This is a genomic window from Aeromonas sp. (genome assembly GCF_051657805.1).
Classification (GTDB): Bacteria; Pseudomonadota; Gammaproteobacteria; order Enterobacterales; family Aeromonadaceae; genus Aeromonas.
Map to the genome: position 1 here is coordinate 41783 of NZ_JBOFLJ010000019.1, position 21086 is coordinate 62868.

General features: G+C 62.1%; 20 protein-coding genes. 4 read left to right on the top strand and 16 right to left on the bottom strand.

From position 1 onward, the window contains the following. Positions 1-25: 25 nt before the first annotated feature. Positions 26-469 carry a GatB/YqeY domain-containing protein gene (locus ACRCYW_RS05800; protein WP_438549195.1) on the bottom strand — a complete coding sequence of 148 codons (444 nt, stop codon included), beginning with the start codon at positions 467-469 and terminating at the stop codon, positions 26-28. Positions 470-484: 15 nt separating this feature from the next. Beyond that, positions 485-700 (bottom strand): 30S ribosomal protein S21, encoded by a 216-nt coding sequence (gene rpsU / locus ACRCYW_RS05805; RefSeq protein ID WP_005309452.1) that lies wholly within the window; start codon positions 698-700, stop codon positions 485-487. 179 nt (positions 701-879) lie between these two features. Between rpsU and tsaD the strand changes: the two genes are divergently transcribed. Continuing rightward, positions 880-1893 carry a tRNA (adenosine(37)-N6)-threonylcarbamoyltransferase complex transferase subunit TsaD gene (tsaD, locus tag ACRCYW_RS05810; RefSeq protein ID WP_438549196.1) on the top strand — a complete coding sequence of 338 codons (1014 nt, stop codon included), beginning with the start codon at positions 880-882 and terminating at the stop codon, positions 1891-1893. 64 nt (positions 1894-1957) lie between these two features. Here tsaD and rpoS read toward each other — a convergent pair whose 3' ends face one another. From rpoS to rlmD, 14 genes are all read right to left on the bottom strand, one after another. Continuing rightward, positions 1958-2941 (bottom strand): RNA polymerase sigma factor RpoS, encoded by a 984-nt coding sequence (gene rpoS / locus ACRCYW_RS05815; RefSeq protein ID WP_438549197.1) that lies wholly within the window; start codon positions 2939-2941, stop codon positions 1958-1960. 46 nt (positions 2942-2987) lie between these two features. Further along, positions 2988-4049, bottom strand: a complete 1062-nt coding sequence (locus tag ACRCYW_RS05820) for a LysM peptidoglycan-binding domain-containing protein (RefSeq protein ID WP_438549198.1) — start codon at positions 4047-4049, stop codon at positions 2988-2990. 9 nt (positions 4050-4058) lie between these two features. Further along, on the bottom strand, positions 4059-4640 hold the full coding sequence (locus ACRCYW_RS05825; RefSeq protein ID WP_438549199.1) for a YqaA family protein: 582 nt from the start codon (positions 4638-4640) through the stop codon (positions 4059-4061). Further along, positions 4637-5254 carry a protein-L-isoaspartate(D-aspartate) O-methyltransferase gene (locus ACRCYW_RS05830; RefSeq protein ID WP_438549200.1) on the bottom strand — a complete coding sequence of 206 codons (618 nt, stop codon included), beginning with the start codon at positions 5252-5254 and terminating at the stop codon, positions 4637-4639. The genes ACRCYW_RS05825 and ACRCYW_RS05830 overlap by 4 nt, the downstream gene beginning before the upstream one ends. A gap of 4 nt (positions 5255-5258) precedes the next feature. Then, positions 5259-6005 carry a 5'/3'-nucleotidase SurE gene (gene surE / locus ACRCYW_RS05835; protein WP_438549201.1) on the bottom strand — a complete coding sequence of 249 codons (747 nt, stop codon included), beginning with the start codon at positions 6003-6005 and terminating at the stop codon, positions 5259-5261. Further along, positions 5986-7044, bottom strand: coding sequence for a tRNA pseudouridine(13) synthase TruD (gene truD, locus ACRCYW_RS05840; RefSeq protein WP_438549448.1), 1059 nt, complete (start codon positions 7042-7044; stop codon positions 5986-5988). The genes surE and truD overlap by 20 nt, the downstream gene beginning before the upstream one ends. Then, complete coding sequence (gene ispF, locus ACRCYW_RS05845) at positions 7044-7520, bottom strand: 2-C-methyl-D-erythritol 2,4-cyclodiphosphate synthase (protein ID WP_438549202.1); 477 nt, start codon at positions 7518-7520, stop codon at positions 7044-7046. The genes truD and ispF overlap by 1 nt, the downstream gene beginning before the upstream one ends. Before the next feature lie 37 nt (positions 7521-7557). Continuing rightward, the gene (ispD, locus tag ACRCYW_RS05850; protein WP_438549203.1) at positions 7558-8247 is read right to left on the bottom strand and encodes a 2-C-methyl-D-erythritol 4-phosphate cytidylyltransferase; all 690 of its coding nucleotides are present in this window, start codon (positions 8245-8247) and stop codon (positions 7558-7560) included. Continuing rightward, complete coding sequence (ftsB, locus tag ACRCYW_RS05855; protein WP_438549204.1) at positions 8237-8554, bottom strand: cell division protein FtsB; 318 nt, start codon at positions 8552-8554, stop codon at positions 8237-8239. The genes ispD and ftsB overlap by 11 nt, the downstream gene beginning before the upstream one ends. A 187-nt stretch (positions 8555-8741) precedes the next feature. Beyond that, entirely contained in the window at positions 8742-10043 is a 1302-nt protein-coding gene (gene eno, locus ACRCYW_RS05860) for a phosphopyruvate hydratase (protein WP_438549205.1), read from the bottom strand. A gap of 89 nt (positions 10044-10132) precedes the next feature. After that, on the bottom strand, positions 10133-11770 hold the full coding sequence (gene pyrG / locus ACRCYW_RS05865; protein WP_438549206.1) for a glutamine hydrolyzing CTP synthase: 1638 nt from the start codon (positions 11768-11770) through the stop codon (positions 10133-10135). A gap of 141 nt (positions 11771-11911) precedes the next feature. Beyond that, positions 11912-12709 carry a nucleoside triphosphate pyrophosphohydrolase gene (gene mazG, locus ACRCYW_RS05870; protein WP_438549207.1) on the bottom strand — a complete coding sequence of 266 codons (798 nt, stop codon included), beginning with the start codon at positions 12707-12709 and terminating at the stop codon, positions 11912-11914. Between the two features lie 71 nt (positions 12710-12780). After that, positions 12781-14991 carry a GTP diphosphokinase gene (relA, locus tag ACRCYW_RS05875; RefSeq protein ID WP_438549208.1) on the bottom strand — a complete coding sequence of 737 codons (2211 nt, stop codon included), beginning with the start codon at positions 14989-14991 and terminating at the stop codon, positions 12781-12783. Positions 14992-15350: 359 nt separating this feature from the next. Continuing rightward, positions 15351-16673: a 23S rRNA (uracil(1939)-C(5))-methyltransferase RlmD gene (gene rlmD, locus ACRCYW_RS05880; protein ID WP_438549209.1), complete on the bottom strand. Its 1323-nt coding sequence runs from the start codon at positions 16671-16673 to the stop codon at positions 15351-15353. Positions 16674-16902: 229 nt separating this feature from the next. Between rlmD and barA the strand changes: the two genes are divergently transcribed. The 3 genes from barA to ACRCYW_RS05895 all read left to right on the top strand — a co-directional run bounded on the left by barA (position 16903) and on the right by ACRCYW_RS05895 (position 21080). Continuing rightward, entirely contained in the window at positions 16903-19650 is a 2748-nt protein-coding gene (gene barA / locus ACRCYW_RS05885) for a two-component sensor histidine kinase BarA (RefSeq protein WP_438549210.1), read from the top strand. A gap of 64 nt (positions 19651-19714) precedes the next feature. Continuing rightward, complete coding sequence (locus ACRCYW_RS05890) at positions 19715-20194, top strand: DUF1456 family protein (RefSeq protein ID WP_438549211.1); 480 nt, start codon at positions 19715-19717, stop codon at positions 20192-20194. Between the two features lie 19 nt (positions 20195-20213). After that, on the top strand, positions 20214-21080 hold the full coding sequence (locus ACRCYW_RS05895) for an N-acetylmuramoyl-L-alanine amidase (RefSeq protein ID WP_438549212.1): 867 nt from the start codon (positions 20214-20216) through the stop codon (positions 21078-21080). Positions 21081-21086 lie beyond the last annotated feature (6 nt).

The following is a 21086-nucleotide window of genomic DNA, read 5'->3' on the forward strand; positions in this document are numbered from 1 at the left end:
TTTCGACTAACAAGAGAAATGCCTGTTACGCCAAGCGGGTTTTCACCTGCGCACTGACGGCGCCGACATCGGCACGCCCCTGAATTTTCGGCTTCAAGACAGCCATGACTTTACCCATATCGGCCATGACGGCAGCACCGCTTTGCGCGATGGCTTGCTCGATCAGGCTGGCAATCTCGTCTGCGGTCAGCTGTTGCGGCAGGAATTCCTGCAGCACCAGGATCTCGGCGGACTCTTTGTCGGCAAGATCCTGACGACCGGCAGCTTCAAATTGGCTGATGGAATCGCGGCGCTGTTTGACCATCTTGGTCACCACAGCGAGGATATCCTCATCATTGAGCTCGACACGGGTATCGACTTCACGCTGCTTGATCTCGGCCATCAACAGACGGATCGCTCCCAGCCGGGCCTTGTCTTTGGCCAGCATGGCGAGCTTTTGTTGATCCTTGAGTTGATCCTTCAGAGACACGGCATGCTCCCCCGATTAGTACAGGCGGATACGACGTGCGTTTTCGCGGGACAGCTTCTTGGCGTGACGCTTGACGGCGGACGCTTTGGCGCGCTTGCGAATGGTAGTCGGCTTCTCGTAGAACTCACGGCTACGAACTTCGGACAGGATACCGGCCTTTTCGCAAGAACGCTTGAAGCGACGCAGAGCAACGTCAAACGGCTCATTTTCACGGACTTTGATTACTGGCATGTGCCTTTCACCTCAGTGATATTTGGTTAGCTGACCTTCAATCGATCAGCATGTCTTAAAATGGTGCGAAATTATACTCTGGACAGGGAATGAAAGTAAACCCGCAGAGATCGCTCTGGTTTAAAAAACCCGCGAAGGTTACCATAGCCGTCTCATTTTAGCAGTGAAATTTTTTAGCAATGCGTGTATTGGGCATAGAGACATCCTGTGACGAAACCGGGATCGCGATCTTCGACGATCAAAAAGGGATCCTTTCCCATCAGTTATACAGCCAGGTCAAGCTGCATGCGGACTACGGCGGCGTGGTTCCCGAGCTCGCCAGCCGGGATCATGTGCGCAAGACGATCCCCTTGATCCAGGCCGCCTTGAAGGAGGCGGGACTCAGCAAGGATGACATCGACGGCATCGCCTATACCGCAGGTCCGGGCCTGGTTGGCGCCATCCTGGTGGGGGCCACCATAGGTCGCTCCCTGGCCATGGCCTGGAACAAACCGGCGGTGGCCGTGCACCACATGGAGGGCCACCTGCTGGCCCCCATGCTGGAAGAGCGGGCCCCCGAGTTTCCCTTCGTGGCACTGCTGGTCTCTGGCGGTCACTCCATGCTGGTAGGGGTCGACGGCATCGGCAGCTATCAGCTGCTGGGAGAGTCCATCGATGACGCCGCCGGCGAGGCCTTCGACAAGACCGCCAAGCTGATGGGGCTGGACTACCCGGGGGGTCCCCTGCTCTCCCGCCTGGCGGAGAAGGGCACCAAGGGGCGCTTCACCTTCCCCCGTCCCATGACTGACAGACCGGGCTTAGACATGAGCTTCTCCGGCCTCAAGACGTTTGCCGCCAACACCATAGCCGCCAACGGCGACGATGAGCAGACCCGTGCCGACATCGCCCGCGCCTTCGAGGACGCGGTGGTCGATACGCTGGCCATCAAGTGCCGCCGCGCCCTGAAGGAAACCGGCCTCAACCGCCTGGTGGTGGCCGGTGGCGTCAGTGCCAACCGTCACCTGCGCGCCCAGCTGGCGGAGCTGATGGAAAGTTTGCACGGCGAGGTATTCTACCCGCGCACCGAGTACTGCACCGACAACGGTGCCATGATCGCCTACGCCGGCATGCAGCGTCTGAAGGCCGGGGTGTTCGAACCTCTGGTGGTCAAGGCGGTGCCGCGCTGGCCGCTGGACACCCTGGATCCGGTGTGATCCACAGGATCCATTGCCACATAAAAAAGGGGCCTCTGGCCCCTTTTTGTTGTTTCTGACTCTCCTAGTTGGTACGGAACAGCGCTTCGATGGAGAGCCCCTGCCCCAGCAGGATCTCCCGCAGACGGCGTAGCCCCTCCACCTGGATCTGGCGCACCCGCTCCCGGGTCAGCCCGATCTCGGCCCCCACGTCCTCCAGGGTCGCCGGCTCATAGCCGAGCAGGCCGAAGCGGCGGGCCAGTACCTCGCGTTGCTTGGGATTCAGCTCCTCCAGCCAGTGCACTATGCTGGCGCGCATGTCGTCGTCCTGAGACTCCAGCTCCGGGCCCATGCCGCGCTCGTCGGAGAGCACGTCCAGCAGCGCCTTGTCCCGATCGCCACCGATGGGGGTATCCACCGAGGTGATCTTCTCGTTGAGCTTGAGCATGCGGTTCACGTCGTCCACCGAGCGATCCAGCGCATGGGCGATGTCTTCGGCGGTGGGTTCGTGATCGAGGCGGTGGGAGAGCTCCCGGGCGGTACGCAGATAGACGTTCAGCTCCTTGACCACATGGATGGGCAGACGGATGGTGCGGGTCTGGTTCATGATGGCCCGCTCTATGGTCTGGCGGATCCACCAGGTGGCATAGGTGGAGAAACGGAAGCCGCGCTCCGGGTCGAATTTCTCGACCGCGCGGATGAGACCGAGGTTGCCCTCTTCGATGAGATCCAGCAGCACCAGGCCGCGATTGTTGTAGCGTCTGGCTATCTTCACCACCAGACGCAGGTTGGATTCGATCATGCGCTTGCGGGCGGCTTTATCACCCCGCAAGGCACGGCGAGCGTAGTAGACTTCCTCTTCGGCCGTGAGCAAGGGGGAGAATCCGATCTCCCCCAGATAGAGCTGGGTGGCGTCCATGACCTTGTTCAGTTCGGGCACCAGCAGCTCGTCGGAGATAGTCTCCTCGGCTTCTGCGGTCACCTCCTGAACCTCTTCTTCCTCCTGGGCCTCCAGCTCTTCGTCGAACTCTAACTCTGCATCCTGCATTACCAGTTGTTCTTGGCTCATGATATGTCTCCCTGAACTGAACCAGAGTAAGACCTAGCTCTCTGGGTTAACGCTTTGGCAAATAACCCATTGGGTTGATTGACTTGCCTTTGTACCGGATTTCAAAGTGCAAGCGCACATCCGGTGCATCCGTGCTACCCATATTCGCGATGACAGATCCGCCCTTGACGGAGTCTCCCTCCTTCACCCGCAACTCGTCGTTGTGGGCATAGGCGGAGAGGTAGTCATCGTTGTGCTTCAGAATGATCAGCTTGCCGTAACCTCGCAGTGCACTGCCCGCGTAAACCACCTTGCCACCGCTTGCGGCGTAGATGGGTTGCCCCTTCTGACCCGAGATATCGATGCCCTTGTTACCCTGTTCCGCAACAGAGAAACCTTCGACGATCCGCCCTTGGGTCGGCCAGTGCCACGCGAGTGTCGACGAGGAGCTGCTGGTTTTTTGTTCTTTCGCCTGAGCGTATGCTGTTGAAGATGCCGGAGCAATGCTTTTTTGCGAGATGAATGGAGTGGTCGTACCTGCCGGTGCGGTGGCCAGAGGTTTGGGCCCCGAACTGGTCACGGCCGTGCTCGCCACCATCTGGCTGCCACCCGTGCTGGCCGCCGTCGGCACGCTCAATACCTGACCCACATGAAGACCATACGGAGCCTGCAGATTGTTGCGCTGGGCCAGGGTCTGGTTGGAGACATTGAACTGGCGGCCTATGCTGCTCAGGGTGTCACCACGGCGCACCTCATAGGTGCCATTGCCGGTGGCGACCGGGCGGCTGATCGCCATACCGGTGCTGGCCACGGCGCCGGAGGAGCCATCCAGCCGGAGCTGCTGGCCCGGGTAGATGTTGTAGGGCGGGCTGATGCCGTTGAGGCTGGTCAGCGATGCGACGTCCATGCCGGAGCGGAAGGCGATGGAGTAGAGGGTGTCCCCCCTGACCACAGTGTAACTGCCGCCCTGAATGCCCGGCTTGGCCATGGCCTGACGGGTCGGTATGGTCGAGGCAATGGGGTCATTGCCCAGACTCTGCACCGGGGCAGCTGTCTTGCTGGAAGAGCAGGCAAGCAGCAGCCATGACAACACGACGACACTGCTACCTTGCCAAACACGCGAACGCATAGTGGATCCTTAACGACTAAACCAGAAATAGGCCGCAACGGCCAAACCAATACAGAGCCAACCCAGCACATCCACATAGTGCATCAGCTTGCGCTCCATCTTCTCACCGCCCCAGCGCATCAGGCCCGCCACCAGGAAGAAGCGCATGCCGCGACCGATCAGAGAGGTCAGGATGAAGGGCAACAGCGCCATGTGGAGCAGTCCCGCCGTGACGGTAAACACCTTGTAGGGGATCGGCGTGAAACTGGCAATAAAAATCACCCAGATCCCCCACTGCTCAAACCATTGCTCGGCCAGGGCGATCTTGTCCTCATAGCCGACCGAGACCACCAGGGGTTGCACCACGGGATCCCAGAGGGCATAGCCAAGCAGATAGCCAAACAGGGCCCCAAGTACGGAGAAGAAGGTTGCGAGGCCGGCGTAGTGCCAGGCCCGCTTGGGCTTGCCGAGCGCCATGGGCGCCAGCATCACATCCACCGGAATGGGCCAGAAGATGGATTCGATGAAGGCGGTGATGGCGAGATACCAGGGGGCATATTTGTGGCGAGCCCACTGCATCACCAACACATAGAGGCGGGAAAACAACTTCACTCAACATCTCCGTCGATAAGGGGAACGAAACGCACCGGCTCCAGGATCCGGCTGGTCAGCTGGGAGCCTGAACGCTCGATCAGCTGCAAAGTCTGCTGGCTGTCACCCACCGGCAGCACCAGACGGCCGCCGTCGGCCAGCTGATCGGTCAGGGCCTTGGGGACCTCGCTCGCCGCCGCCGTCACCAGGATGGCGTCGAAGGGGCCCTTGTTGGGCCAACCCAGCCAGCCGTTGCCGTGCTTGGCCGACACATTGTGCAGGTCGAGCTGGCGCAGCCGACGCCTGGCCTGGAACTGCAGGGACTTGATCCGCTCCACCGTGTAGACGTGCTCCACCAGGTGGGCCAGCACGGCGGTCTGATAACCCGAGCCGGTGCCTATCTCCAGCACATGGGCCGGATCGTTCTGGATCAACAGTTCGGTCATCCGCGCCACCATGTAGGGCTGCGAGATGGTCTGGCCGTGGCCGATGGGCAGGGCCGTGTTGTCCCAGGCCTTGTGGGCCATGGCCTCATCCACGAACAGCTGGCGTGGCACCTTGGCGATCGCCGCGAGCACGCGAAAATCCCGCACGTCCTGGGCGATCAGCTGATTTAACAGGCGCTGAACTATCACAGCATCATCCCTGCAGATCCAGCCAGGCACCCAGACCGGCCAGACTGCTGTAGGCGGTCATGTCGATGGTCAAGGGGGTGATGGAGACATAACCCTGCTCGATGGCGGCAAAGTCCGTCCCCTCCCCCGCATCCTGCTGGCTGCCCGGCGGGCCGATCCAGTAGATGGGCTGGCCACGGGGATCCTCGGCGCGGATCACCGACTCGGCCCGGTGGCGATTGCCGAGCCGGGTCACCCGGATCCCCTTGATCTGCTCGAGGGGCAAGTCAGGTACGTTGACGTTGAGGATCTGATCCGCTGGCAAGGGGTGCACCATCAGGCCCCGCACCAGCTGGGCCGCATAGTGGGCCGCCGTGGCGAAGTGGGTCTTGCCCACCAGGGAGATGGCGAGGGACGGGAAGCCCAGGTGGCGTCCCTCGGTCGCCGCCGCCACGGTACCGGAGTAGATGACGTCATCCCCCAGGTTGGCGCCGTGGTTGATGCCGGCCACCACCATGTCGGGCTCCGGGCGCACCAACTCGTTGACCGCTAGGTGGACGCAGTCCGTCGGCGTGCCCTTGACCGTATAATACCCGGTCTCGCTGATGCGGGTGACCCGCAGCGGCACTTCCAGCGTCAGGGAGTGACTCGCCCCGCTGCGGTTGCGATCCGGCGCCACCACGATGACCTCGCCACAGGCCGCCAGCGCCGTGCTGAGGGCACGAATGCCCTCGGCGTGTACTCCATCGTCATTACTGACCAGAATTCGCATCGGTGGGATCCCTGAAACCGTGATCGGCCTCTTTGGCCTGCATTAACTCGCGCACCAGGCTGGTGGCAAAGGCACCGGCCGGCAGGAAGAACGACAGGGTCAGCACCCCGGCTTCCAGACTCCATTCCATGGCTTGTGGCTTGAGCAGCAGCGGGCGCCTGTCCTGATCCAGCCCGGCCTTCTCCAATCCCTCACACCACTCGCTATAGAGAGCCAACACCCCTTGCTCGAACTCGGCGGCGGCGCCTTGGCTCGCCAGGCGACCACGGCCCCACTGGGGAGCGGTGAGCTGCACATCGCCAGAGGCCAGACGCGCCTCCAGCTCCGGAGTCAGCGTCTCTTCGCTGAAGATAGAGTGGCTTCCCTTGAGCATCACGCAGTCGCCGGCCAGCAACCGATGGGCCAGCCCCTGCTCGATACGGGCGCTGACGATGGCATTGAACAACATGCTGCGGGCGGCGGAGAGGTAGAGAGAGCGCTTGTTGCGATCCTTGATCCGCTTGCCGGCGAACATCGCCTTGGCCGCCTCCAGATTGTTGCCACCCCGACCGAAACGCTGTTCGCCGTAGTAGTTCGGCACCCCCTGGGCAGCGATGGCCTGCAGGCGGGACTCCAGCCCCTCGGGTTGTTCGAGCCCGGTGAGGCGCAGACGGAAGTGGTTGCCCTTGAGGTAGCCGACCCGCAACTTCTTATTGTGACGCTTGGCTTGAAGGATCTGGATGCTGTCACTCTGGATGACAGAGAGATCCGGCTCCCCCTTGCCCGGCAGGTGGATGCCGAACCACTGCTCGGTCACAGCATGGCGATCCTTGAGGCCCGCCCAGGTCACCGCATTGCGGGCAACCCCGGCGGCATCCGCCAGCAGGCCCGCCACCCAGGCGGTGTTCTCGCCGGTCTTGCGCACCCGCACGAAGATGTGTTCCCCCTCGCCGCAGGGCTCGAAGCCGAGATCCTCGACCACCACGAAGTCGCTGGCCTCGGCCTTGAGAATACCGCGGGCGGTCGGCACCCCGTGCAGATAGCTAAGCTGTTCCAGCATCATTGTTTCACCAGTAAGACGACGGCTTCGGTGGCGATCCCTTCCTTGCGCCCCGTGAACCCAAGCTGTTCCGTGGTGGTCGCCTTGACATTCACCCGGTTCAATTCACATTGCAGATCCGCCGCCAGCACGGCGCACATGGCCTCGATATGGGGAGCCATCTTGGGGGCCTGGGCGATGATGGTCACGTCCAGGTTGCCGATGGCGTAACCCGCCCGCTGTACCCGGGCATAGACATCCCGCAGCAGGATGCGGCTGTCGATCCCCTTGAACTCGGCGGCGGTATCGGGGAAGTGGCGGCCGATGTCGCCGGCACCGATGGCGCCGAGCAGGGCGTCGCTCACCGCGTGCAGCACCACGTCACCATCGGAGTGGGCCAGCAGACCCTGCTCGTACGGGACGGCGACGCCGCCCAGCATGCAGGGGCCGACCCCGCCAAACTTGTGTACATCAAAACCATGACCAATGCGGATCATGTCTGCTCCTCTACGTCACTTTCGTCGCAAAAACGGATTATGCCTGCTGACTTATAAACAGCCCGGCCAGGGCGAGATCCTCGGGCCGGGTCACCTTGATGTTGTCGGCCCGCCCTTCCACCATGCGCACCGTGAAACCCGCCCGCTCCATGGCGGAGGCCTCGTCTGTGATGGCGGCCCCCAGGGCCAGCCCCTCCTCCAGCGCCCGCGTCAAGGGGGCGGTAGGGAACATCTGGGGGGTCAGGGCATGCCAGAGCTGCTCGCGCTCCACCGTCGCCACTATGTTGCCGGCGGCGTCGGTGCGCTTCATGGTGTCCCGCACCCGGCTGCCGAGGATGGCGCCATCGCACGCCATGGCGGTGGCGATCAGGGCATCGAGATCGGCGTGGCGCAGGCAGGGACGGGCGGCATCGTGCACCAGCACCCAGGGCGTCTTGACGACTCGCAGGGCATTGAGCACCGAATAGGCGCGCTCGGCCCCCCCTTCGACCCGCAGGATGCGCGGGTCCGCCGCCACCGGCAGTCGTTCGAACCAGTGATCCTGGGGGGAGACGGCGACGATGACCCGCTCAATCGCAGGGTGGCACAATAAAACACCTAGGGTGTGCTCGAGTATGGTCTTGTCTGCCAGCGGCAAGTATTGCTTCGGGCAGTCGGCGCCCATCCGGCTGCCGATGCCGGCGGCCGGGACTATGGCGGTCAGACCGACGGCCGGATCAGTCGTCATAGGGCTCCCCATCCGGCTCAGTCCCCTGCTCTTTTTCCTTGGGAATGATCCGATAGAAGGTCTCACCCTGCTTGATGTAGCCAAGATCGTTGCGAGACAGCTCCTCGATGGCCTCGAGGCCCGAGGTCAGATCGTCGATCTCACGATAAATCAGGTTGTTGCGGTCCTTGAGAACCAGATTGTCCTGCTGCTGCCGATCGATGGCGTTGGAGAGCTCCCGATAGTCGGAGAGGCCGTTCTTCCCCAGCCAGAAGTCATATTGCAGCCCTCCCAACAGGAGGAGCAGGATTAGAGTGAGTAGCCGCATGCACTGAGTCTCCTTCAAGCGGCCTAGTTTCCCATATTCGCAGGCAAGACAAAAGAAAGCCTGTGTTCCAGACGGGCTGGCTCGGAATAAAAAATACGACGAATGGCGAGAAGGGGGCGGCAGCAGTGGATATAAAAAAGCCCCGCCGAAGTGGCGGGGCTTTCAACAGCTCAAGTGCAGTCAGGCATTAGGCCTGGTTCTTCACTTCTTTCAGACCGCGGAACGGAGCCTTGGCACCCAGGGCTTCTTCGATACGGATCAGCTGGTTGTACTTGGCAACACGGTCAGAACGGCTCATGGAACCGGTCTTGATCTGGCCAGCAGCGGTACCCACAGCCAGGTCGGCGATGGTCGCGTCTTCGGTCTCACCGGAGCGGTGGGAGATGACGGCGGTATAGCCAGCGTCTTTGGCCATCTTGATGGCGTTCAGGGTTTCGGTCAGGGAACCGATCTGGTTGAACTTGATCAGGATGGAGTTGGCGATGCCGTTGTCGATGCCACGCTTCAGGATCTTGGTGTTGGTTACGAACAGGTCGTCACCCACGATCTGGATCTTGCTGCCCAGTTCCTTGGTCTGGTAGGCAAAGCCTTCCCAGTCGGATTCGTCCAGGCCATCTTCGATGGAGACGATCGGGAACTTGGTGGTCAGGTCGGCCAGGTAGTCGGAGAACTCGTTGGAGGTGAAGGTACGACCCTCGCCCTTCAGGTTGTACTCTTTCTTCTCGGCGTCGTAGAACTCGGACGCGGCACAGTCCATGGCCAGGGTGATGTCGGTGCCCAGCTTGTAACCGGCAGCGGCAACGGCTTCGGCGATCACTTCCAGCGCTTCGGCGTTGGACTTCAGGTTGGGCGCGAAGCCACCTTCGTCACCCACGGCGGTAGCGTAGCCCTTGGCCTTCAGTACCTTGGCCAAGTTGTGGAACACTTCGGCACCCATGCGGATGGCTTCTTTCAGGGTCTTGGCGCCAACCGGCTGGATCATGAACTCCTGGATGTCGACGTTGTTGTCGGCGTGCTCACCACCGTTGATGATGTTCATCATGGGCAGCGGCATGGAGTAGACACCCGGGGTACCATTCAGCTCGGCGATGTGAGCGTACAGCGGCAGGCCCTTGGAGGCGGCAGCAGCCTTGGCGGCAGCCAGGGAGACGGCCAGGATGGCGTTGGCGCCAAACTTGGATTTGTTCTCGGTACCGTCCAGATCGATCATGATCTGGTCCAGAGTGGCCTGGTCCTTGGCATCTTTGCCCAGCAGAGCCTGAGCGATCGGGCCGTTGACGGCGTCGACGGCTTTCAGCACGCCCTTACCCAGGAAACGGCTCTTGTCGCCGTCACGCAGTTCCAGCGCTTCGCGGGAACCGGTGGACGCGCCAGACGGAGCGGCTGCCATACCAACAAAACCACCTTCCAGGTGAACTTCGGCCTCAACGGTCGGGTTACCACGGGAGTCGATGATTTCACGACCGATCACTTTAACGATCTTGGACATGTGTATTTCCTCAGGTTTCGTAAAAAAACAACAAAAATATGCCAAAAAAAGCGGCTGCGGCACAGGGCCTCAACCGCATTTATTTTCAATTACTTCAGATTACGCTTCTGATACTCGCCGGCGGCCTTCACGAAGCCGGCGAACAGGGCGTGTCCATCGCGAGGAGTCGAGGTGAACTCCGGGTGGAACTGCGCCGCTACAAACCAAGGGTGATCCGGGATCTCGATAATTTCCACCAGTTTCTTGTCGGCGGAGAGACCGGTCACCTGCAAACCGGCCGCTTCGATCTGCGGCAACAGCTTGTTGTTCACCTCATAACGGTGACGGTGACGCTCGTAAATGGTCGGGGAACCGTACATCTGACGCACCTTGGAGCCTTCCACCAGGTGGCAGAGCTGGGAGCCCAGACGCATGGTGCCCCCCAGATCGGACTTCTCGCTACGGGTCTCGACGTTGCCTTCCTCATCCACCCACTCGGTGATGAGGCCGACCACGGGGAACGGAGAGTCTTTCTTGAATTCGGAGGAGTGTGCACCAGTCATGCCGGCCACGTTGCGGGCGAACTCGATCATGGCGACCTGCATGCCGAGGCAGATACCCAGGTAGGGGATCTTGTTCTCACGGGCGTACTGGGCGGCCAGGATCTTGCCTTCCACACCGCGCTCGCCGAAGCCACCCGGTACCAGGATGGCGTCCAGGCCTTCCAGCAGCTCGGAGCCACGGGTCTCGATGTCCTGGGAGTCGATGTACTTGATGCTGACGGACAGACGGGTCTTGAGGCCGCCGTGCTTCAAGGCTTCGTTGACGGACTTGTAGGCATCCGGCAGGGAGACATACTTGCCCACCATGCCGATGGTCACTTCCGCGGTCGGGTTGGCCTCTTCGAAGACCACCTGCTCCCACTCGGACAGATCCGCTTCCTTGCACTCCAGACCGAAGCGCTCGGTGAAGTAGGAGTCCAGGTTCTGGGACTTCAGCAGGGCCGGGATCTTGTAGATGGAGTCCACGTCCTTCATGGAGATGACGGCGCGCTCCGGTACGTTGCAGAACAGGGCGATCTTGGCGCGCTCATTGGCCGGGATGGCGCGATCGGAGCGGCAGATCAGCACGTCCGGCTGGATCCCGATGGAGAGCAGCTCCTTCACGGAGTGCTGGGTCGGCTTGGTCTTCACCTCGCCAGCGGCGGCCAGGTAGGGAACCAGGGTCAGGTGCATGAACATGGCGTTGTTGCGACCCACTTCGGCCGCCAGCTGACGGATGGCCTCGAGGAACGGCAGGGACTCGATGTCGCCCACGGTACCGCCCACTTCGACGATGGCAACCTGATGGCCTTCGGCACCGGCAATCACCCGCTCCTTGATGGCGTTGGTGATGTGCGGGATCACCTGGATGGTGGCGCCCAGGTAGTCACCACGACGCTCTTTGCGCAGCACGTCGGCATAGATGCGGCCGGTGGTGAAGTTGTTGCGGCGGGTCATCTTGGTGCGGATGAAACGCTCGTAGTGACCCAGATCCAGATCGGTCTCGGCCCCGTCCTCGGTTACGAACACTTCACCATGCTGGGTCGGGCTCATGGTACCCGGATCCACGTTGATATAGGGGTCCAGTTTCATGATGGTCACATCCAGACCACGGGCTTCCAGAATGGCTGCCAGAGAAGCTGCGGCAATGCCTTTGCCGAGGGATGAAACAACGCCACCAGTCACAAAAATATATTTGGTCGTCATGCTGAACCTGAAAGAAGTTTAGGGAATTTTAAGGGGTGCTTCGGGGATGAAGCAGGACGGGGAAACAGTATACCAAAACCCCCTCTCCCAAACAATGAACAAAAATCTATCAGGCTCCCCGCCCCCCCGTCTTGCGCCAAATCAACTTTGTTCGGTTTCTTTGGCCCTGTCCCAGGCGGCGTCCAGCTTCTCCAGGGTGCAATCGGTCATTTTCAGCCCTTCAGCGGCAATAAACTGCTCAACCTGTCGAAAACGACGCTCGAACTTGGCGTTGGCGGCCCGCAGCACCTGCTCGGGATCCTTGCCCAGATGCCGCACCAGGTTGACGGTGGCAAACAGCAGGTCGCCGAGCTCGTCGCTCACCCGCCCCTCGTCCACATCGACCATCAGCGCCTCTTCCATCACCTCGTCGATCTCCTCGTGGATCTTGTCCACCACGGGGCCGAGGGTCTTCCAGTCGAAACCGACGGTGGCGCAACGCTTCTGGATCTTGGCGGCCCGGGTCAGGGCCGGCAGCGCCAGCGGGATGTCGTCCAGCACGCTCTCTTTATCGAGCGCCGCCCGCTCCCTGGCCTTCTCCGCCTCCCAGTTCTGTTTCACCGCCTGTTCGTCGCCCAGATCTGCGTCGGAGAACACATGGGGATGGCGACGAATGAGCTTCTCGCTCACGGTGTCGACGATGTCCGCGAAATCGAACAGTCCCTGTTCCTTGCCGAGCTGGGCGTAGAACACCACCTGGAACAGCAGATCGCCGAGTTCCCCTTTCAACCCTTCCCAATCCCGGGTCTCGATGGCATCGGCCACCTCGTAGGCCTCCTCCAGGGTGTGAGGCACTATGGTCTGGAAGCTCTGCTTGAGATCCCAGGGGCAGCCCCCTTGCGGATCCCGCAGGCGGGCCATGATATCGAGCAGTTGGGGGAGGTCGTAGCGCTGGGTCATGGGATCTTCACTTTCGATTCGTTGAAAAGGGTCATCAAAAACAACCGGCCACAGGGGCCGGTCGGTCGATATCACAGGCGCTTGGCGCTGATCACGTCGTTGAGCTGGCTGAGCTTGGCGAGCGCCCGGTTGAAGGCGTTGATGTTGTAGATCTCCAGCTCCATGTCGATCTCGGCGGTCTGCTCGCGCACGTTGGAGCGCGAGCGCACCCCCATGACGTTGATCTTCTCGTTGGCGAGTACGGTCGTGATGTCACGCAGCAAGCCGGATCTGTCATTGGAGAGGATGCGGATGGTGAGGCCGTAACCGCCGGAGTAGTTCTCCCCCCAGACCGCATCGATGAGGCGCTCCGGGTTGCGGCGGGTCAGTTCTTTCAACTGCTCGCAGTCGTCCCTGTGGATGGAAACGCCACGCCCCATGGTGATGAAGCCCTGGATGCTATCCCCCGGGATGGGCTGGCAGCAGCGGGCGATGTGGGTCATCAGGTTACCGACCCCTTCCACCACGATGTGATCCTTGGGCTTGGGGCGGAACGGCACGTTGGCCTTCTGCTCCAGCTTCTCCAGCAGGCGGCGATCCTCTTCCTCCGCCGTCGGCTTGTTGTAGCGGGTGTCCAGGTAGTTCAGCAGCTGGTTGATGCGGATGTCGCCGCTGCCGATACCCGCCAGCAGATCCTCCAGCTCCTCCGCATGGAAACGCTCCAGCACCACCTTGTCCACCTTGGAGAGGGTGAGGTTGTGCCTGTCCAGCTCCTTCTCCAGCAGCTCCTTGCCGGCGGCGATGTTCTTGTCCCGATCCAGCTTCCTGAACCAGGTCGCCACCTTGGCTCGCGCCCGGCTGGAGCGCAGGAAGCCGGCGTTCGGGTTCATCCAGTCACGACTCGGGTTCGGCTCCTTCTGGGTGATGACCTCCACCTGGTCACCGGTCTGCAGGGTATAGGTGAAGGGGACGATGCGGCCGTCTATCTTGGTGCCGATGCAGCGGTGGCCGATCATGCTGTGGACGTGATAGGCGAAGTCGAGCGGGGTGGCACCGGCAGGCAGATCGATCACATCCCCCTTGGGGGTGAAGACATAGACCCTGTCCTCGAACACCTGACTGCGCAGATCGTCCAGCAGGGAGCCGCTCTCGGAGAGATCCTCCTGCCAGGCGAGGAGCTTGCGCAGCCACTCGATCTTGTCCTCGAAGTTGCTGGTCTTGGCGGCGGCCTGGGCCCCCTCCTTGTAGCGCCAGTGGGCGGCGACGCCGAGCTCCGCATCCTGATGCATCTGCTCGGTGCGGATCTGGATCTCCACCGTCTTGCCCTCTTCCCCCACCACCACGGTATGGATGGACTGGTAGCCGTTGGGCTTGGGGTTGGCGACATAGTCGTCGAATTCACGGGGGATGTGGTGGAAGTGGGTGTGCACTATGCCGAGCGCCGCGTAGCAATCCTGCAGTCGCTTGGTCACCACCCGCACCGCGCGCACGTCGAACAGCTCGTTGAATTCGAGGTGCTTCTTCTGCATCTTGCGCCAGATGCTGTAGATGTGTTTCGGTCGGCCATAGACCTCGGCCTCGACCCCGGCCTCCGCCAGCGCATCCCGCAGGGACTGCACGAACTCGCGGATGTAGCGCTCCCGATCGAGGCGTTTCTCGTCAAGCTGCTTGGCGATCTGCTTGTAGGTGTCCGGGTGCAGGTAACGGAAGGCGAGATCTTCGAGCTCCCACTTGAGCTGACCGATGCCGAGACGGTTCGCCAGCGGGGCGTAGATGTTGGTGATCTCCTGGGCCATCAGCACCCGGGTCTCCTCATCCGCCTTCTTGGCCTCCCGCAGGCAGGCGATCCGCTCCGCCAGCTTGATCACCACGGCGCGCACGTCCTCGACCATGGCGAGCAGCATGCGGCGCACGTTGTCTACCTGTTCCGGCGAGGTCTCGCTGCGGTGCAGGGTCTGCAGGGAGCGGATGGCTTCCATCTCCAGCACCCCTTCCACCAGCTTGGCGATCTTGGGGCCGAAGTCCTCCTCCACCTTCTCCTGCTTGATGAGACCGGCTTCGACGAAGGGATAGAGGATGGCGGCCTTGAGGGTGGCGAGATCCATGCTGAGCATCAGCAGAATGCCCACCATCTCGACGCCACGCACCAGCAATCGGTTGGTGAGCCCCTCGTCGCCTAGGGTCAGGCAAAACTGGTAGACGGTTCGCAGCTGATTCTTGTCGCTTTCACTCAACCCGAGTGAATTGACCCACTCTTCGAGGGTGAAGTTGTCCTTCAAATGAATATCGCGTACCGCAACCATGGTATCAATCCTTAAAAGTGTGGGGCCAAAAGCCGTGCGCCCCTCATCAGCTGACGATTGCCTCAAATGGGGATAAATGGTCGACTTTTCAAGGCATATCACCCATCAGGGCAACAGGAGCCTCCCACCTATCCGGCCAATTTTCGACGCTCTAGATTACCCTAATCCCCCCGCTCACACAGCACCAGGCATTCAGGAAAAGGGAGATAAATCCCCATCTCCCCTTCCCGGTCGCGGCCACTCAGCCCCGTTCAAACAGCGCCATTAACTCCAGATGGCCGCTATATGGGAACCTTTCGGTTACTTCCGCTCGAACAGCGCCATGGACTCCAGACGGCCGCTATATGGGAGCCTTTCGGTTACTTCCGCTCGAACAACGCCATGGACTCCAGATGGCCTGTGTGGGGGAACATGTCCAACATCCCCAGGCGAGTTAGTCGATAACCCTGTTTCACCAGCACCTGGCTGTCGCGGGCCAGGGTGACCGGGTTACAGGAGACATAGACCACCCGTTTCGGGGAAAGTGCCGCCACGTGGCCCATCACCTCCAGGGCGCCGGGGCGAGCCGGATCCAGCAGCACCAGGTCGAAACCCTCCCGCGCCCAGGACATCCCGACGATGTCACCGCTGAGGTCCGCCTTGTAGAAGCGGGCGTTGTCGATGCCGTTGCGACGGGCGTTCTCCTGGGCCCGCTCCACCATGGCCAGATCCCCCTCGACCCCCACCACTTCCCGGGCCTGACGGGCCAGGGGCAGGGTGAAGTTGCCGATGCCGCAGAACAGATCCAGCACCTTGTCATCCCGGGTGGCGTCGAGCCAGGCCAGGGCCTGGTTCACCATGCTCTGGTTGATGGGGCCGTTGACCTGGATGAAATCCCCGGGGGCAAATGCAAGAGACAGGCCATCGAGGGCATAACTCGGCTGGAATTGCTGACGCAGGGGTTCTATCTGCTCGTCCGCCGCCTGCAGGTAGAGATCGATCCCCTGCGCTTGCGCGAACTCGATCAGCATGGCCCTGTCGGTTTCGTTCGGCCGGCCGGTGTGGCGCAGCAGCATCATGATCCCCTGCTCGGCCTGGATGAGCTCCGCATGGCCCAGCTCACGCTGGCTCTTGAGGCGATTGAGGCAGTCCCGCAGCGGATTGATGAGGTCGGAGAGCGGCTCGGCCAGCACAGGGCAGCCCTGGATCTCCACCAGGTCATTGGACTGGCGGCGACGGAAACCGACTCGGGTGCAACGGCCATTCTTGTCAAACTTGATGGCCAGGCGGCAGACCCGGCGGTAGCTGCGGGACTCCCCCTTGAGGACGGGCTCGAGGGGGGGCGCCTGGATGTTGCCGAGACGCTCGAACAGGCTGACCAGTCCGGCTTCCTTGGCCCCTTGCTGATCCGCCTCGGACAGGTGCTGGGCGCTGCAGCCGCCGCATTCGCGATAATGGGGGCAGAAGGGGGCGATGCGATTGGCCGCCGGGGTCACTATCTGCTGCAGGACACCGTGGGCGTACTGCTTCTTGTCATCCAGGATGCGAACCTTGACCCGCTCACCGGGCAGCGCCCCTTCGACGAAGATCGCCTTGCCCTGATGACGGCCTACGCCAACACAGTGGTGGTCCAGACTGTCTACCGTAAATTCAATACGTTGGGGCTGGGTGGATTTCTTTTGGGGCTTGAAAAACTGGGCCATAAAACTTGGTGCCTATAGGTGGCTATGTCATGATTGTGGGGTCTGCAGCAGGCCATTGTCCCACAAGAATAATAGTATGACCAAATGCGGCCTCGGGGCCCGTGCTGCCATGACCTTACCCTAATGTCAGTCTTCTTCGTCGGCGGTTGATCAGCATGACCAGATATGGCCCTCACGCCCATGCGGCAATGACCCTCGTATCCGCCCTCATCCCCAACGGGGTATCAGCATGACCAGATATGGCCTCAGAGCCAGGGTACTGGCCTTCACCATATTGCCCACCCTCATCATCGGCGGCCTGATAGCCGGTTACTTCACCTTCCACCGCTATCAGCAACTGGAAAGCAGCCTGATCGATCAGGGCATCAACATCATAGAACCCCTGGCCATCGCCAGTGAATACGGCATGACCCAGCACAGCCGCGAGTCCCTCAAGCGGCTGATCGGGCTCACCCATCGCAAGAATTCCCCCTTCATCAAGTCCATCGCCGTCTTCACCCAGGACAACCAGCTGTTCGTCACCTCCAACTATCACAGGGACTTCGGTCAGCTGCGCCTGCCCGATGGCAGCGCCGTCCCCGAGCTCACCAGCGTCTCCTTCAACGGCGATGACATCATATTGCGCACCCCCATCCAGGCGGAGACCAGCCTGGACGGCTTCCCGCTGCCGAGCGATCTGGAGCCGCCGGTGATCGGCTACATCTCCATGCAGCTCGCCACCGACAGGGCCATAGTCCTGCAATACAGAGACGCCTTCTTCGCCGTGGTCATGGTGCTCATCGGCCTGGCCATCAGCACCCTGTTCGGCTTCCGGTTGGTCAAGAGCGTGACCCAGCCCATCACCGATATGGTGCAGGCGGTGCACCGGATCAGGGAGGGGCGGCTCGACACCCGGGTCAGCGGCCAGCTCACCGGCGAGCTGGACATGCTGAAAAACGGCATCAACGCCATGGCCAAGGCGCTCTCCGAATATCACGAGGAGATGCAGCAGAACATCGATCAGGCCACCTCGGATCTGCGGGAGACCCTCGAACAGATAGAGATCCAGAACGTCGAGCTCGACATGGCGAAGAAACGGGCCCAGGAGGCGGCACGGGTCAAGTCCGAGTTCCTGGCCAACATGTCCCACGAGCTGCGCACCCCGCTCAACGGCGTCATCGGCTTCACCCGTCAGCTGCTCAAGACCAGCCTGACCCCGAGCCAGACCGACTACATGCAGACCATCGAGAAGTCGGCGCGCAACCTGCTCGGCATCATCAACGACATCCTCGACTTCTCCAAGCTGGAGGCGGGCAAACTGCAGCTCGAGCACATCCCCTTCAGCCTGCGGGACACCCTGAACGAGACCATGCACCTGCTGGGCCCGAGCGCCCACGACAAGCAGCTGGAGCTCTCCTTGCAGGTGGATGCCGAGGTGCCGGACTACCTCACCGGCGACCCCATGCGCCTGCAGCAGGTGCTGACCAACCTCACCGGCAATGCCATCAAGTTCACCGAACGCGGCAACGTGGACGTGCGCATCGAGCAGCTCGACACCGGTGCTGGCCACCATGGCGGCAAGAAGGTGCGGCTCAGGGTGCTGATCCACGACACCGGCATCGGCATCTCGGAGGAGCAGCAGCGCCAGCTGTTCCAGGCCTTCAACCAGGCCGATTCGTCCATCTCCCGCCGCTATGGCGGCACCGGCCTCGGCCTCGTCATCACCCAGAAGCTGGTGCAGCAGATGGGGGGGCAGATCCGTTTCGAGTCCGAGCTCGGCAAGGGCTCCATCTTCTCCTTCAACCTGGAGCTCGACATCTCTCCCCTGCCCCAGACCGAGCGACTGCCGCTGGATCGCATCCAGGGCAAGCGGGTCTGGCTGCTGGAGCCGGATCCCTTCGCCCACGCCTCGTTGCACGCCCTGCTGGCCGAGTGGCAGCTGGACGTGCACTCCCTCGGCATGGACGACGACTGGCCCGAGATGAGCAGCCAGGATCTGGTGATCATCGGCAGCAGCACCCAGCACCCCCCCCAGCAGGTGATCGCCCGCCTCGATGGCCTCGACGGAGCCCAGAACACCATAGTGGTGCTGAGCAGCCACGAGCCCGCCCTGTATGACGCCATGCAGGCCCACGGCGCCCAGCACTGCCTCTCCAAACCCATCAACCACCGCAAGCTGCTGCACGCCCTGCTCACCCCCGAGACGGCCAGAAGCGCCCAGCTGCCCGCCCCCTCGGTTGCCCCCGAGCCGGAGATCAAGGTGCAGGCGATCAAGGTGCTGGCGGTGGACGACAACGCCGCTAACCTCAAGCTCATCGCCGCCATGCTCAAGGAGATGGTGAGCCAGGTGGTGGTGTGCAAGAACGGCAAGGAGGCGGTCAGCCTGGCCCAGAGCCAGCCGTTCGACATCATCTTCATGGACATACAGATGCCCATCATGGATGGCATCAGCGCGACCCAGGCCATTCGTCGCCACTCCCTCAACATGGAAACCCCGATCGTCGCGGTCACCGCCCACGCCATACCGGGGGAACGGGAGCGGCTGATCCGCCAGGGCATGGACGACTATCTGGCCAAACCCATCGACGAGAGCATGCTGCTGCAGCTCATCACCGACTTCGCTCATCGCCGCCACCAGAATCACGGGGATGGGCAGATAGACTGGTCCCTCGCCGTGCGCCAGGCCGCCGGCAAGACGGAGCTGGCCCAGGAGATGCTGACCATGCTGCTGGCCAGCTTCGAGGAGGTGGAGCCCCTGCTGGAGTCCGCGCTGGCGGGAGAGGCCGACGATGCCGAAGTGCTGGCCCAGCTCCACCGTCTCAACGGTGGCTGTGCCTACTCGGGGGTCCCAGGACTGCAACGCCTGCTCTCCCAGCTGGAGCAACAGCTGCGGGATGGCGTGCCGGTGAGCGAGCTGGAGCCCGAGTTGCTGGAGCTGCAGGATGCGCTGGAGCAGGTGCGCCAGGAGGCGCCCCGCTATCTCGAGACGAGTGGCTGACGCGCTTTTTCTGACGCACAGTCCGGTAAATGGTAGAGTTGCGCCGTTTTTTACAGGAGTCAGCATGACCAACAACGATATTCTGCGCCGTCTGCGCTACGCCCTCACCATCAGCAACGATCAGATGGTCGAGATGTTTGCCAAGGGCAACCTGACCGTCACCCATGCCCAGCTGCACGGCTGGTTGCTGAAAGAGGCGGCGGAGGGGGAAGCGCAAGATCCGGGCTTCGTGGCCTGTCCGGATGCGGCGCTGAGCCAGTTCCTCGACGGCTTCATCGCCATCCGGCGTGGCGTGCGTGAGGATGCACCGCCCCAGGTGATCCCGAACCGGATCAACAACAACCTGATCCTGCGCAAGCTGCGCATCGGCCTGAACTACAAGGAAGAGGACATGCTGGGCACCCTCAAGCTCGCGAACTTCAACCTCTCCAAGTCCGAGCTGAGCGCCCTGTTCCGCGCCAGGGATCACAAGCACTACCAGGACTGCGGGGATCAGATCCTGCGCAACTTCCTGATCGGCCTCACCGCCAAGCATCGCGCTTGACATAAGCCGCGCCTGAGCCATGGACCAGCGCCCCCGCTCACCCTCTGCCCTCATCAGGATGGCCGGTGAGCTGCGCTGGTCGCTCTGCCTGTTGCTTCTGCTGCTGACCGCCTGTCAGCCCTCCCCCTATCGCCTCGATACCCGTCATGCCAGCGCCAGTCAGAACGGGCGCATCGCCTTCCTGATCCTGCACTACACGGACGAGGACGATGCCCACTCCCTGCGCCTGCTGACCGAGCCCCGATACAAAGTGAGTGCCCACTACCTGGTGCCGCGCGATACCGACCAGCACCCGCTGCCGGTCTACCAGCTGGTGCCGGACAGCCAGCGCGCCTGGCATGCCGGCCGCAGCCGCTGGCATCAGTACGCCGGACTCAACGCCAGCTCGCTGGGCATAGAGATAGTGAATCTCGGCTATGACGAGAAGGAGGCGGCCCTCCCCGCCCACCTGCGTCACTGGCAGTCCTTCACCCGGGCCCAGATCGCCGCCGTCGGTGCCCTGGCTCGGGATCTGGTCCGGCGTTACGACATCCCCCCGACCCAGGTGCTGGCCCACAGCGATATCGCCCCCGAGCGCAAGCAGGATCCCGGCCCCCTCTTCCCCTGGCGCGAGCTCGCCCTGGACTACGGGGTCGGCGCCTGGCCCGACGAGGCCAGGGTCGCGGCCCTGCGCCAGTCGCTACCCGCCTGGGATGCTCTCCTGTGGCAGCAACGGCTCGCCCGCTACGGCTATGGCATCACTCCAAGCGGACGCTGGGATGAGCAGAGCCGTGCCGTACTGTGCGCCTTCCAGCTCCACTTCCGCCCCAGCCTAGTCAGCGGCGAGCCGGATGAGGAATCTCAGGCCATCCTGATGGCCCTGCTGGAGCGGTATTATCCCGAATAGACCCCA

What these genes read in the sequence shown, in the direction of transcription:
- eno (WP_438549205.1), bottom strand. Translation starts at nt 10,043, where the DNA reads ATGTCCAAGATCGTTAAAGTGATCGGTCGTGAAATCATCGACTCCCGT.
- ftsB (WP_438549204.1), bottom strand. Translation starts at nt 8,554, where the DNA reads ATGCGGCTACTCACTCTAATCCTGCTCCTCCTGTTGGGAGGGCTGCAA.
- barA (WP_438549210.1), top strand. Translation starts at nt 16,903, where the DNA reads ATGACCAGATATGGCCTCAGAGCCAGGGTACTGGCCTTCACCATATTG.
- rpsU (WP_005309452.1), bottom strand. Translation starts at nt 700, where the DNA reads ATGCCAGTAATCAAAGTCCGTGAAAATGAGCCGTTTGACGTTGCTCTG.
- mazG (WP_438549207.1), bottom strand. Translation starts at nt 12,709, where the DNA reads ATGACCCAGCGCTACGACCTCCCCCAACTGCTCGATATCATGGCCCGC.
- relA (WP_438549208.1), bottom strand. Translation starts at nt 14,991, where the DNA reads ATGGTTGCGGTACGCGATATTCATTTGAAGGACAACTTCACCCTCGAA.
- truD (WP_438549448.1), bottom strand. Translation starts at nt 7,044, where the DNA reads ATGCTGGAACAGCTTAGCTATCTGCACGGGGTGCCGACCGCCCGCGGT.
- ACRCYW_RS05895 (WP_438549212.1), top strand. Translation starts at nt 20,214, where the DNA reads ATGGACCAGCGCCCCCGCTCACCCTCTGCCCTCATCAGGATGGCCGGT.
- rlmD (WP_438549209.1), bottom strand. Translation starts at nt 16,673, where the DNA reads ATGGCCCAGTTTTTCAAGCCCCAAAAGAAATCCACCCAGCCCCAACGT.
- surE (WP_438549201.1), bottom strand. Translation starts at nt 6,005, where the DNA reads ATGCGAATTCTGGTCAGTAATGACGATGGAGTACACGCCGAGGGCATT.
- ispF (WP_438549202.1), bottom strand. Translation starts at nt 7,520, where the DNA reads ATGATCCGCATTGGTCATGGTTTTGATGTACACAAGTTTGGCGGGGTC.
- ACRCYW_RS05890 (WP_438549211.1), top strand. Translation starts at nt 19,715, where the DNA reads ATGACCAACAACGATATTCTGCGCCGTCTGCGCTACGCCCTCACCATC.
- tsaD (WP_438549196.1), top strand. Translation starts at nt 880, where the DNA reads ATGCGTGTATTGGGCATAGAGACATCCTGTGACGAAACCGGGATCGCG.
- ispD (WP_438549203.1), bottom strand. Translation starts at nt 8,247, where the DNA reads ATGACGACTGATCCGGCCGTCGGTCTGACCGCCATAGTCCCGGCCGCC.
- pyrG (WP_438549206.1), bottom strand. Translation starts at nt 11,770, where the DNA reads ATGACGACCAAATATATTTTTGTGACTGGTGGCGTTGTTTCATCCCTC.
- rpoS (WP_438549197.1), bottom strand. Translation starts at nt 2,941, where the DNA reads ATGAGCCAAGAACAACTGGTAATGCAGGATGCAGAGTTAGAGTTCGAC.
- ACRCYW_RS05820 (WP_438549198.1), bottom strand. Translation starts at nt 4,049, where the DNA reads ATGCGTTCGCGTGTTTGGCAAGGTAGCAGTGTCGTCGTGTTGTCATGG.